At 39.5% G+C, this 12,621-nt stretch carries 11 protein-coding genes; 2 read left to right on the forward strand and 9 right to left on the reverse strand.

Features of this window, described 5'->3' with window-relative positions:
• Nucleotides 1-144: 144 nt before the first annotated feature.
• The 4 genes from IEE83_RS28040 to IEE83_RS28055 form a co-directional block, all read right to left on the reverse strand.
• Complete coding sequence (locus IEE83_RS28040; protein ID WP_194124064.1) at nucleotides 145-333, reverse strand: type II toxin-antitoxin system antitoxin; 189 nt, start codon at nucleotides 331-333, stop codon at nucleotides 145-147.
• A 1-nt stretch (nucleotide 334) separates the two neighbouring features.
• Nucleotides 335-1,198 (reverse strand): SPFH domain-containing protein, encoded by an 864-nt coding sequence (locus tag IEE83_RS28045; RefSeq protein WP_194124065.1) that lies wholly within the window; start codon nucleotides 1,196-1,198, stop codon nucleotides 335-337.
• 128 nt (nucleotides 1,199-1,326) lie between these two features.
• Nucleotides 1,327-2,751 carry an energy transducer TonB gene (locus tag IEE83_RS28050; RefSeq protein WP_194124066.1) on the reverse strand — a complete coding sequence of 475 codons (1,425 nt, stop codon included), beginning with the start codon at nucleotides 2,749-2,751 and terminating at the stop codon, nucleotides 1,327-1,329.
• Between the two features lie 59 nt (nucleotides 2,752-2,810).
• Nucleotides 2,811-4,262 carry an energy transducer TonB gene (locus IEE83_RS28055; RefSeq protein WP_194124067.1) on the reverse strand — a complete coding sequence of 484 codons (1,452 nt, stop codon included), beginning with the start codon at nucleotides 4,260-4,262 and terminating at the stop codon, nucleotides 2,811-2,813.
• A gap of 177 nt (nucleotides 4,263-4,439) precedes the next feature.
• Here IEE83_RS28055 and IEE83_RS28060 point away from each other — a divergent pair, with 177 nt between their 5' ends.
• On the forward strand, nucleotides 4,440-5,312 hold the full coding sequence (locus tag IEE83_RS28060) for a UDP-2,3-diacylglucosamine diphosphatase (RefSeq protein ID WP_194124068.1): 873 nt from the start codon (nucleotides 4,440-4,442) through the stop codon (nucleotides 5,310-5,312).
• Nucleotides 5,313-5,320: 8 nt separating this feature from the next.
• Nucleotides 5,321-6,445 (forward strand): glycosyltransferase family protein, encoded by a 1,125-nt coding sequence (locus IEE83_RS28065; protein WP_194124069.1) that lies wholly within the window; start codon nucleotides 5,321-5,323, stop codon nucleotides 6,443-6,445.
• A 7-nt stretch (nucleotides 6,446-6,452) separates the two neighbouring features.
• Here IEE83_RS28065 and IEE83_RS28070 read toward each other — a convergent pair whose 3' ends face one another.
• From IEE83_RS28070 to IEE83_RS28090, 5 genes are all read right to left on the reverse strand, one after another.
• A complete protein-coding gene (locus tag IEE83_RS28070; protein WP_194124070.1) occupies nucleotides 6,453-7,679 on the reverse strand; it encodes an LVIVD repeat-containing protein in 1,227 nt (408 codons plus the stop codon).
• A gap of 90 nt (nucleotides 7,680-7,769) precedes the next feature.
• Entirely contained in the window at nucleotides 7,770-9,011 is a 1,242-nt protein-coding gene (locus IEE83_RS28075; RefSeq protein WP_194124071.1) for an LVIVD repeat-containing protein, read from the reverse strand.
• A 159-nt stretch (nucleotides 9,012-9,170) separates the two neighbouring features.
• The gene (locus IEE83_RS28080) at nucleotides 9,171-9,761 is read right to left on the reverse strand and encodes a hypothetical protein (protein ID WP_194124072.1); all 591 of its coding nucleotides are present in this window, start codon (nucleotides 9,759-9,761) and stop codon (nucleotides 9,171-9,173) included.
• Between the two features lie 71 nt (nucleotides 9,762-9,832).
• Nucleotides 9,833-11,122, reverse strand: a complete 1,290-nt coding sequence (locus IEE83_RS28085; protein ID WP_194124073.1) for an LVIVD repeat-containing protein — start codon at nucleotides 11,120-11,122, stop codon at nucleotides 9,833-9,835.
• Nucleotides 11,123-11,386: 264 nt separating this feature from the next.
• Nucleotides 11,387-12,619, reverse strand: a complete 1,233-nt coding sequence (locus IEE83_RS28090; protein ID WP_194124074.1) for a serpin family protein — start codon at nucleotides 12,617-12,619, stop codon at nucleotides 11,387-11,389.
• Nucleotides 12,620-12,621 lie beyond the last annotated feature (2 nt).

A 12,621-nucleotide genomic window follows, 5' to 3' on the forward strand; every position in this document is an offset into this window, starting at 1 on the left:
TGAAATAAATATTATACGAACAATTGCTACTGCAATTTTAACACTTTGCTTTGCAAAATCCCATGTGCAGGTCATAATACAATAATAATAAGCAAGTTTTGGTAAAGTTGCCTCACCAAAACCTGCTTACCACACTACTGAATATCAACTGATTCCTTCCTCAGGATCTGTTTTTATTTCCTTGCCTCGTGAACGCTTCTGTTTTTTCAACGCGTCACTTAGCAGGTATTCGATTTGTCCGTTCAGACTTCTGAAATCCTGTTGTGCCCAGGCTTCAAGCTCTTTCAGCATTTCAGGATTGATCCGTAAAACGAACGCTTTTTTTTCTGCCATATCAAGGATACAAAGTTCCGGCGTTCAATACGGGTGTGACTGATTTTTCACCACATAAAACGACTAATAAATTACAAACCATCGCCGCTTTTCGTTCTTCATCCAGGTTTACAATTCCTTTTTCCGAAAGCATTGCCAAAGCCATATCCACCATTCCAACGGCGCCGTTAACAATCTGGCGGCGGGCAGCCACAACCGCAGAAGCCTGCTGACGCTGCAACATAGCGCCGGCAATTTCCGGTGCATAAGCAAGGTGACTAATACGTGCCTCGAGAACATCGACTCCAGCCCTACTCAATCTTTCAGTCAGCTCAGCTTCAAGCATTTCGTTGATTTTTCCACTCCCGTCACGCAATGTAAATTCCGGAATTTCCACTTCTTCCGCTTCCATCGTATCGTAGGCATAAACACCAGCCAAATGACGTACGGCAGCTTCCGACTGGATTTCCACATATTTTGTATAATCATCCACTTCAAACGATGCCTTGGCGGTGTCACCTACGCGCCAAACTACTACGGCTGCAATTTCAATCGGGTTACCCAGTTTGTCGTTAACCTTTAACTTCTGGCCGTTTAAGTTTCTTGCGCGAAGGCTAATCTTTTTTCTGCGGAAAAATGGATTAACCCAACGCAGACCGCTTTGTTTCATCGTTCCCATATAATCCCCAAAAAAAGTAGTCACCACAGCTTCATTCGGGTTAATTACCGTCAGACCGATCAGGATAATAAATCCGATGATTGAAATCAGAATCCCAAAATTAGGGCGGCCGTCGACGATACAAAAAATGATCCCACCAAACAACATGATCAAGCCGATTGCAAATAGCAAAAAGCCTGATATTGAACGTAATTCTTTTTCCTTCATAGCGTAATTGTGATAGTAAAATGATATCACAATGTTATCAAATGAAAAGCATATTCCAATATAAATTGGTACAAAAAAATCCCAAAGCTTTCGATTGGCTTTGGGATGGGATGAGTGGTAAAAAAGTTTTACTCAAAATTAACCGGCAGTCTATATCTCACACTTATTTTTCGGCCTCTTAACATTCCCGCCTCCCACTGCCCATCCATTCTTTTGACAACACGTATCACTTCATCGTCAAAACTTTTACCTAAACTTTGCTCAATTTTATAGTCTCCTAAATGCCCGTCCTCCCGTACGACGAAAGACAGGATCACCTTTCCTTTTGCTATTGGAACAGCTTGGGCAGGCCTTAAATTTTCTCCAAGAAATTGAAACATCTTGTTTTTTCCACCTTTAAATTGCGGTTCTAAAATGAAGTCGCTTTCATAATTTACTTTTTCTCCGTCAAAATAAGAAGTTCCATTTTCCAGAGTACCTTCTTTGAAAAACTCTTCATAAGCCAAAGTGCTGTCAGCAAATTTCCCTACCCATCTTCCCGATTTCCGTTCGTTCACAACGTTTCCCTGTTCATAAATCGCTCTTTGATTAAAAGAACTACCTTTAATCTTAGCCCACCCATTTCCGTCCTTTACAATTTGTGAACCATCCTTTTCCCAAACATTTTTAATCAATGTGCTTTTTTTGTTCGACAGCTCAACAACACTTTGAAGTTGTCCGTTTTCATACCAGTTAATCATTTTTACGATACTGTCGCCTGCGATCTGTTCTTCTTTAAGCACACCACTTACAAAATAATATTTCCCTGATGACGGCGGTCGTCCACCACCCGGATAATGTGCATGTGAAAGAAGTTTTCCGTCTGGCTGTATAATTACCTCTTCAAAAGCATCGGCGAAATTGCCTGACTTGGCTGAAATACTGTATGCTTTTACCGAATCCGTCTTTGTCTGCCCCGATACTTTTGCCCAGATTTCCTTCTTTTCAAACGGCAGGCTCAAATTTGTTTTCCAATTGCCTAAACGTAATTCCTGAAATAAAATATCACCACTGACAAATCCACGCTCATCAACCGGAATAACATTTCTAAATTTAAATTTCTCAGGGTTAGTTGTTTCAACATTATTCTTATCAAAATATTCAATTAACGCGTTTTGCGTGCTGTCATATTCCGGCATAGGATTTGTCCTGAATATAACCGGAAAAACGACTGCTTGCCTAACCGGTTTTTCTTTAACTAGACCTGGCTTCCATGCTTTATACAAAGTCAAAAGACGAATGGCCTCAGCGTCACTTTCTTTATTCAATGATCTGAGAATTTCAAATCCCGACATGCTTCCGTCTGTCTCTATAACACCTTTAACAAAAACACGTGCGTTCATTCCTTTCGCAGCTAACTTAATCGGAATCTGAATATTTGCGGTGATGAACTGGTTTAGAAAGGCAACACCGCCAGAAGGTTCAGCAGCTTTTTCGACTTCATTAACCTGATAGATTTGTTGGCTTAAAGCCGGAAAACTCAAAAGAGTTAATATTAAAATGAATGATTTCATGGCTAAATGGATAGGTGTGTAAATCGTATAAACTTTGAAAAAGTGTAATTTCAAAAGCTTTATTGAAGCGCAAAATTCACAGGCAAATTATACTTAACCCGAACCTTCTGACCGCGTATTTCCCCTGGCTGCCATTTACCACTCATTCTTTTCACAACTCGCAACGCTTCCCGGTCAATATCATCACGGACACCTTTTTCAAGTTTATAATCACATAAACTTCCGTCTTCACAGACCACAAACGAAATAAAAACCCTGCCCGAAATTCCCATTTTGGCAGCGTCCGGCGGATAAATTATATTGGTTCCAAGAAATCGGTAAAGCTCTGTAACGCCACCCTTAAACTGTGCCTGTAAAGCTTTGTTTTGATAAGTAATTTTCTCTCCATTCACAAACGACGCTCCCTCTAACAACTTTCCTGCATTATAAATTTCTGTGTAATAAACCGTGTTATCTGCAAGTTTACCAATCCATTTTCCATTTTTAGATCCGGAAGTAAATTCACCTTCCTCAACCAAAATCTTTTTACTTCCTTCTGTAACGGTCGAAGTATATTTCCACCAGCCATTTCCATTTTTAACCTTTTGCGTGCCGTCATAATCCCAGGCACTAAAGGTTTTGCCGTCTTTAAAATATTCCGGACTTCGTTTTGGATTTTCAATAACACTTCTCAGCTGTCCATTGTCATAATAAGTGACGTTAATACTGCTGCTGTCAGAAAACGTTTCCATTTCTTTCAGCATTCCGCTCAAATAGTAAGACTTTTTAATCGCCATTTTTCCAAGTGAAAAATATTCGATGTAAGACAACAGCTTTCCATCCATTTGAAATGTCAGATAAGGCACATAGTTTGTCTCATAATTATCTTCGGCAGACAGTTGATAGGCCCTTACTGAATCGACACCAATTTCTCCATGTACATTATACCAAAGCTCCTTTCTTTTAAATGGAATGGAAGAAATCTGCTTCCATTTTCCAGCCTTTAATTCTTCGTAGAGAATATCACTTTTAACAATTCCTTTTTCATCCAGCGGGATAATACTGCGATATCGGTATTGTCCGGGATCTGTTACAACGACATATTTATCATTGTAATAATGGATAAAACTCCAGCTGCTGCTGTCGAAATTTGTGAGGGCCGGAGACTTGAAGGATAAATGATAAACAACGGTTTGCCGTACTTTTTCATTTTTCAAAACAGCCGGTTTCCAGGCTTTGTAGAGACTCATTACACGGATTGCCTCCTTATCGCAAAGTGAATCAATGCCTTTTATTATCTCAAATCCCGACATCGTTCCGTTTCGTTCAACAACTCCTTTGACAAAAACTTTTCCATCAACTCCTTTCACAGAAGATCGAAAAGGAATCTGAACATTAGACGCAATAAACTGGTTGAGTAAACCAGCACCTCCTGCCGGCATGGCTTGGGTATCTACATCACTTGGCTGATAAACCATCTGACTTACAGCCTGATAGCTTATCAATGTTAAAATCAATAATAGTCTTTTCATGGGCGGGTGAGTTTGTTGTGTCCAAATATAGATAATCCTTTATTTACCATTATTATACTTAGAATTATTATTATTTAAATTCTACGACAAGTTTGTAGAACTAGTTTATCTAAAATCTTAATCTACTGATAACCTGTAAGTAATATCCAGGTAACATGAAATGAGAATATTTGTAACATGGGAGAAACAACTCATTTCCGAACAATTATCATTTCTGACTTACACCTCGGAGCAGGTGGTTCCAAGGCAGAAGAAGTTACCAATTTTCTAAAAAGCTATTCTTGCAAAAAGCTTATTCTGAATGGTGATATTATTGATGCCTGGCAGTTGAAAAAATATGGTGTCTGGAAACGGAAGCATACCATGTTCTTCAAACGGGTATTGAAAATGATTGAGGAAAATAAAACCAAGGTGATCTACATCCGTGGAAATCACGACGATTTTCTTGACCAGATTATACCATTGCGTTTAGGAAAACATTTCCAGATCAGAAAAGATTATGTTCTGAATTCTGGTGACAAACGGTTTTATGTAACGCATGGTGATGTTTTTGATTCCATCACAACGAATCTGAAGTGGCTGGCTTATCTGGGCGATATTGGTTATACGTTTTTGCTTTGGATAAATAAATTTTATAATAAATACCGCGCATGGAGAGGATTGCAATACTATTCTCTTTCCCAAAAAATAAAACAGTCGGTGAAGCTGGCAGTAAATTATATGTCGGATTTTGAAGAAAAACTGACTGAACTTGCCCGTTCACGTGATTGCGACGGCGTTATCTGCGGACATATCCATCACCCGGCAATCCGGGAAATTGATGGAATTATGTACATGAATTCCGGCGACTGGGTTGAAACACTAAGCGCGCTGGTTGAAGATTTTGAAGGAAACTGGAATCTGATTTATTATAATCAGCAGCATTTTGACGAAAAACCTGCGGAACAAAAAGAAGTTCGATCGAGCAGAATCGACAGCTTTCCGACGGTAGACAAACAGGTTGCTTTTACAGGAATAGTTCTGGGACAGGATAAGAGACGGATTATTTAATACGGCTTATGAAGATTTTGTTTTTGGTTCAGGGTGAAGGAAGGGGACACCTGACGCAGGCCATATCCATGAGCCAGATCCTTCGGGGAGCTGGTCATGACATTGTTGGCGCAATGGTTGGCAGTGCGGTCGGGCGGCTCATTCCTTCCTTTTTTGAAGAACAAATTCATTCACAGGTTTATTATTTTAATGCACCCAGTATTGCCTACAACGGCGGTGGAATGAATGTCAAAAGGACTTTGCTGGGCCTTGTCACACATCTTCCGCAATACATAAAAAGTTTACGCTATATACACCAGACGATCCGCGAAATTCAGCCGGATCTGATTATTAGTTTTTATGAAACATACAGCGGCCTCTACAATGTGTTATACGGTACCAAAATACCGATGATCTGCGTCGCGCATCAATATTTAATTCTTCATCCTGATTTTACTTCTCCCAAAAACAGCGGCATCAGCCGCATTCTGATCAACCTTAATTCCAAAGCTGCTTCCTGGAAAGCAAATCAACGGCTCGCTTTGTCGTTCCGGGAAATGGAATCACTGCCTGACGAAAAACTCATTGTGGTGCCACCACTTTTGAGACAAGAAGTACGGGATTTATATCCTTTGAAAGAAGATTTTTTCCTGGTGTACATGACCCATCATAGTTTGAGCGAGCAAATTATAGCATGGCACCTGAAGCATCCGGAGATACGTCTGCAATGCTTTTGGGACAAGGCAGACGTTCCGGATGAACATCAAATTGACGAAACACTTGCGTTTCACAGAATCAACAGCCAGAAATATCTTTCCATGCTGGCAAGCTGCCGCGCGCTGGTAACAACTGCCGGATTTGAATCAGTTTGTGAAGCCATGTATCTTGGAAAACCAGTGATGATGGTGCCCGTTCCAAATCATTACGAACAGGAATGTAACGCGCTGGATGGTGTTATTTCCGGCGCAGGTGTTACTTCCAAAAGCTTCAATCTTTCTGTGCTGCTGGATTATCTTCCACATCATATTGACCAGTCCGAAAAATTCAGAAACTGGTATCACAGAGGAGAAGCGATGTTTATTAAAAATGTCGAAGTTTTTGATAAAAACCCGCCAGTAAAACAGTTTGCGATTGCCGGTCAAACTAAAAAATAATCTGTAATTATATTTTCTTAAAAGGTATCTTACTGAGTCGGCGAAGGTCTTTCGGATCCGAAGCATCCAGTTGGTACAAGCCATCCGTGGCTGTGACAAAAACATCTTTTCCCCTGGCGAACACATTATTTGCCTGAATATCTTTTTCATGGGAAAGTAAATGCTGATCAATTGCTGCTGTATCACTGACATCAAAAACTTTAAATCCACTTGTACCTTCACAGACGTAAAGAATTGGAAAATCCACGCTTAATGCACGCGGTCCGTCCATTGGGAATTTATTAATCAATCTTGGAGCGCTGATATCACTGACATTAAAAAGTTTGAGTTCGTTTTTTGTTCCTCCGCAAATTGTTCCTGTTCGTTGCGAAACATACGCAATGTCATTCTGTACAACTATTTTATCACAAAAATTAACGCTATCCATGACGGAAACCATTCGTGGGACCAATGGATTCGAATTGTCAAAAATCCACATATAATAGTTGTACTCCAGAATTAGTTTATTTTGAAAAGAAGCAAGAGAAAAATTAGTCGAGCCAATGATGGCTGAATTTGTTGATTTCAATTTCGGAGTTTTCTCCAAATCGAATATGCCAAGCACTTCATGATTAACGGTATAGAGGTATTTATCCTGAATGGCAAATCTTGGAGCCGTTTTTGCATGATCCATGTAACTGCTTGGTAAGGTATCAACAGCGTAGGTCGGTTCCTCTGGCTCATTACAACTGACGATTTCTGTGACATATTTCTTGGTTGTCTCACCAAAATCCAGACCTCCATCCTGCACATTCCACCATTTTCCATTAAACCATCCGGACTTAAATACCTGATTTGCATGCTCAACTTCTTTTATAGTTGCAACATTGGTAATATCAAATGATATTAAATCAGAATAACTGTCTGCATAAAGCCTGTTCTGATAAATGACTATATCTCCATTTCCCGGAATCCGGATAAAAGACAGGAAGACAGGATTCTCAGGATCCCTGTTGTCAATAACGTGAACACCTTTTCTAATCTCAGTCACAAAAAGAAGGTTGTCCTGGAAACAAATCTTACCTGGATCGTGCATTTCCCGGGCAGGCAGCACGGCAATACTATCACGAATCTCTGCGAACGAATGAATAACCGGAACACTCCGGAGCCTTGTCCGGGTTGTAGTACAATTATCCTTTTCCTTGCAAGACGCTAACATGCTGATTAGGAGAACAAAAAGTAATTTATTTTTCACGACGTTGAGTTTAATATTTAAACCGGAGGATTTGTTTTTTATTTTCTGTTTAATCTGCCAAACGTAAGAACTAACTTACTAAACCATCTTTTAAAAAGAGATTTTGCTTAGCTGTTTCAAATTTTTCGGATCAGTAGCATCAAACTGATAAATTCCATCTTCCGCATTTACAATCACTACCTTTCCGGAAAGAATAATATCATTTGCATGAAGTTCCGTATTGGACGTAATCAGGTTTTTATCAACATTCATTTTATCGGTTACATCAAAAACTTTGAATCCGTTTACCCCTTCACAGACATATAAAAATGGAAAATCAATGGCCAGATTCTGAGGGCTTTTCATTGGGTAAGTACTTATTATTGTTGGAGCACTTGCATCACTTATGTCCAAAAGATCAAGTTTACTGACTGGATTTCCGCAAAATCCTCCGCCTTGTGAAATAACATAAGCAATCTGACCCTCAAAAATAAATTTATCGCAAGGCGCCCGATTTTCCAGAACGGAAATCTGTGGTATACTGGAAGGATTTGAAAGATCGAAAAGAATCGTACGTGCAAAAAAAGGAGCATACAATACTTTTTGATTTGCAAAAGTCCAAAACAGAGGTGATTCCATTTGAGGTATTGTCAAAGCAGATATAAAGACAGGCGAAGACGGATTTGACAAACTATATCTACGTAAACCCGAAAGAGGTTCAATCGTAAAAAGGTCATTTTCATTTAAATTCAACCTAGAAAATACTTTTGGGAAATTACCCGATATGGTGCTTTCCCGAAGTGAATTGACCGGCTCCGGATCAACCATGTTAGGATTCTCACAGTCTATTGTCTCGGTCACATACTCAGTTTTGTATTCTTGTTTAAAAAGACTATCGTTTAAAATTGACCATTTATCTTCGTTGAACCAACCAGACCTGAAAATTTGCTTCAACCGATCAGTTTCTTTGATGTTGTTAACATCACTAATAGCAAGGGCAACCATGTCACAATAGCTATCGGCATACAAAGTATTGTTGAAAATTACGATATCACCGTTACCAGGAATTTGCAGAAAAGAAAGAAACCTTGGATTGGCAGGATCGCTGTTGTCAATAACATGAATCCCTTCTCCAATCTCATTTATAAATAAATATTGGCCCTTAACGGCCATTTTTCCGGCAGCATGAATTTCCCGCGCAGCTATCGTTTTAAGATTATTGCGCATATCAGAAAGCGGATAGGTTATTGGAACCTGCTTTTCTACAATCCGCGTTTCATTACACTTATCCTTGCACGACAGGAAATTTCCGGCCAAAATAGCCAGAAATAAGATGAGTAATCCTTTTTTCATAACGTTGAGTATTGACAGAAGAGGGGAAAATTTTTTCTTTTAAATCATATTCAATATAATGAAAAAAGAAATGTAACTCAATGTAAACAAATCTGCTCGGAGTATTATTTATTAAACGGTTTTATCTGACTATAAATCTGTTACAAAAAATAATTTCAATTAAAAACTTATCCCAATTCTCGCTGCTACGCGATTGTAAACTCTGTCTTCATAACGCACGGTCTGATTGTAAAGCAGTGGTTTATCAGCGTATGATTCCTGCCTTTTGTAGGTTACAGAAAATGTAAAAGAGGAGCTGTTAATTTTTCCCATGCGTAACCCAACTCCGGGATTGACCATCCAGCCACCCTTGGTTTTATAGCCGTCCGAATCCTGGTTCAGCCAGTTGAATCCGTAACCTGCATCTCCTGTAAGAAACAATCTTACTTTTGGGCCTTTTGTCACGTCGTAACGGATTCCGGCTGCTATCGGATTTAACAATGCTGCTTTATACCAATCAAAACCCAAAGTAACGCCGACGTCCAGCCGTGGCGTCAGATGAATTCCGTTGAACGTTTGAATGGTTATACTTGCCCGGCTATCAACTTTATTACCTGAGAAAGCGTATCCGGGATTCTCAGCATATTTTACTCTGCCAAACAAACCGCCGAATTCAGTATGATTTACAAATTTCCTTTTAAAAGATTCGTCCTGCGCGATAGCAGGCGAAATAGCCAGAATGACTACGAAGAATGAAAAAAGTATTTTCATTGTATGTTTTTTAAAGCGTTGAGGGAGAAATCGATATCACGATTTGTTCAGACTAAAATAGTCCATTAAAATCATTGCATAGCTTTTTTAACCGGTATTTTACTTAACTCACGAAGATTTGCCGGATCGCTCGCATCGTACTGATAAAAACCGTCGTCACCGATAAGTAAAAGTGTTATGCCAAGTGAAATTACATCGTAGGCATGCATGTCTTTTTTGAACGAAAGCAGGTGCTGATCAACACCATTTTTGTCGGTAACATCAAAAACTTTCAGGCCTTTATCACCTTCGCATAAATATAAAGTTGGGAAGTCGATGCTCAATCCATGTGGATTTTCCATCTGGTAGGATTTGATCAGCGTAGGAGAAGATGCGTTGCTGACATCTACCAAATCAAGCTGATTCTGGTCACCGCCACAGGCTGTGCCTGTTCTGAGTGTTACATAAGCGATGTCATCATGAACTACAACGGGATCGCACGCTCGTCCATGCTGGAAATTAGCAAGTTGTTTGGGAGAAGCCGGATCAGAATTGTCAAAAATAAACATTCCGGTTGTGGAGCCCAGAAACAGTTTTTTCTGATAGGGAAATATTGTTTCAACATTCCAGCCAATATTTACGGTAGCAAAATCGGTTGGTTTTGTTGGATTAGAGATGTTGAACAAACGCAAATTTCCTTGTCCGACTGTATACAAATATTGATCATAAAGCGCAAAACGTGACATAGAACCAGCTTGCCCATTGGAAGACGCAGAAACCGAAGATGAGCCGAAATTTACCGATTTGACCGCGTCATAAGTGGCATATATGTATTGCATTACATTTTCTTCACAACTGGTTGTTACCGTTTCAGTAACATAATCAATGGTATAATCCTGGATCGTCAGATTGTCTACTCCGTTGATCTGATTCAAATACCAGGCTGCGCCGTCAAACTGACCATTTCTAAAAACATTTTCAACACGGCTTACTTCCGTAGGATTGGCCGGATCACTGATATCCAGTGCAACGAGATCCGTATAACTGTCGGCATACAGAATGTTATTTCGAACAGACAAATCACCGTTTCCAGGAATTTTGATAAAAGAAACAAAACTTGGATTTGCAGGATCGCTGTTATTGATCACATGAATTCCTTGTTTTATTTCATTGATAAACAAATAATTACCTTTCACGTAAATTTTCCCGGGCCTTTCCAGCTCATGCGGGGCTTCGGCTTTAACACTACTACGAATTTCTTTAAGCGCAATAGAAACCGGAGTATAACGCCGTGTAATTCTGGTTTCTTTACATTGATCGTTACAAGACCATAAAGTGCTGGCCAGCAATACAATTAAAATCGGAAGTAGTTGTTTTTTCATGACGGCAGGGATTTGTTAGAGAAAATTCAATGAAACTTTTTCTTACTAAAATCATAGACACGTCCGCTTTAAAAAAGGTTGTAATCCTGAAAAACAAAATCGTCCGCAAGCAAAGCCAACGGACGATAACGCACCCCGAAAACGTTGATTGACACCAACGTTTGTTTTCTTAAATATCACTTCGGACATCGGCTGTCATACTATTACCAAATCGTAATTGCTTACCATTTGAAAGCCGACCGCCGATGGCCGATTGCCCTATAGCTATTTACTATCCGGATTCATGATTCTTCCCATAAAAAGGATTGTATTTGATGTTTTTTCGTTGATAATAATTCCGAATGGGTGGTCACAGATGATTTGTTTTGATGGTCCGGCTGATGTAAGCCCAATCCCGATTGTGGTAACCGCAGCTGCTTCTGTGCCTTTTTCGTCGATCCCTAAATAGGTATTCTGTCTTACAAATGCCACCCCAATTTCTTCTGTTTTATTGATTTTCTTCAAATCGGCTTCCTTTGTAAAAACCTTCTTAATTCCCATATCTCTCAAAGTTGAATCCAGCCGTTTTCCGTAACTTAGCGTTAAACGAGGTAAGCCGACCGCTACTTGGGCTTTCGATTCATTTGCCCTCAAACCAGCCCATTCCTCCGAAGTAAAGGAATCTATTACATCATTAATTGCTATGTTTTCTTTGGGGACAAGAATAGTCATTTCATACTGACCATTTCCATAGGGTAGTTTTACCGCCGTATATTTTTCAGCATAATTAACAACAAGTTCAGCTTGTACTGACATCATCTTGACATGCTTAGCCAAACCATTACTCAGATAAAATAATTTGTCAGATGTACTGTTCGCATCAAACTGTTTTGCCCAGTTACCTTTAAAATACAAGGCATTGAGTAAAAACATCCTATCGTCCGGGCTGATTTTGTCAAGTACTTTTTTGATCTTCCCATTGGTTTTGTCACTGGCCCATTGATTGATTTTATCTTTGGCAGCATAGTTAAATTCCAATCCGGTAACTTCTGCGTTAAAAGACTGATTCAACACATTTTTAAAATCAGTTTCTACCTGAAATGTATTTTTATACCAAACAGAATTGGCAAGTCCCAGCGTAACTTTCGAATCTGCCACCGGCATGTCGTCTAAAAGCGTTTTGTAAGCCTCATTAAGATCTGTCTGAGAAACGCCTTCCATTTTAAGCGTTTTAAGAATTTCCGTAGCGGTTTCATTTTCAGCACCGTTCAGCAACATGCCTAACGCGATGTGGAGACTTAGTGGGGATACAAATAAATTTTCATCAGGTTGCTCGAAGGCCTGTAAGCTTTTGAAAAAATCAAAAGCAAAATCATTTGTGCCGGCCGAAATCTGCGCCGGAATTTGAACCGAATGCACTTCACCCGGCCCGGTATCAATTTCGTCGTTACTGCACCCTAAAAGAATTCCTGCCAGGAAGACAGGAATTAATATCTTGATCTGTAATATTTTATTCATGG

Source organism: Dyadobacter subterraneus (assembly GCF_015221875.1).
Lineage (GTDB): Bacteria > Bacteroidota > Bacteroidia > Cytophagales > Spirosomataceae > Dyadobacter > Dyadobacter subterraneus.

Bases quoted from the DNA above. Each gene is read 5' to 3' on its own strand.
- IEE83_RS28040 (WP_194124064.1), bottom strand. From the start codon at position 333: ATGGCAGAAAAAAAAGCGTTCGTTTTACGGATCAATCCTGAAATGCTG.
- IEE83_RS28075 (WP_194124071.1), bottom strand. From the start codon at position 9,011: ATGAAAAAAGGATTACTCATCTTATTTCTGGCTATTTTGGCCGGAAAT.
- IEE83_RS28090 (WP_194124074.1), bottom strand. From the start codon at position 12,619: ATGAATAAAATATTACAGATCAAGATATTAATTCCTGTCTTCCTGGCA.
- IEE83_RS28085 (WP_194124073.1), bottom strand. From the start codon at position 11,122: ATGAAAAAACAACTACTTCCGATTTTAATTGTATTGCTGGCCAGCACT.
- IEE83_RS28065 (WP_194124069.1), top strand. From the start codon at position 5,321: ATGAAGATTTTGTTTTTGGTTCAGGGTGAAGGAAGGGGACACCTGACG.
- IEE83_RS28060 (WP_194124068.1), top strand. From the start codon at position 4,440: ATGGGAGAAACAACTCATTTCCGAACAATTATCATTTCTGACTTACAC.
- IEE83_RS28045 (WP_194124065.1), bottom strand. From the start codon at position 1,198: ATGAAGGAAAAAGAATTACGTTCAATATCAGGCTTTTTGCTATTTGCA.
- IEE83_RS28080 (WP_194124072.1), bottom strand. From the start codon at position 9,761: ATGAAAATACTTTTTTCATTCTTCGTAGTCATTCTGGCTATTTCGCCT.
- IEE83_RS28055 (WP_194124067.1), bottom strand. From the start codon at position 4,262: ATGAAAAGACTATTATTGATTTTAACATTGATAAGCTATCAGGCTGTA.
- IEE83_RS28050 (WP_194124066.1), bottom strand. From the start codon at position 2,751: ATGAAATCATTCATTTTAATATTAACTCTTTTGAGTTTTCCGGCTTTA.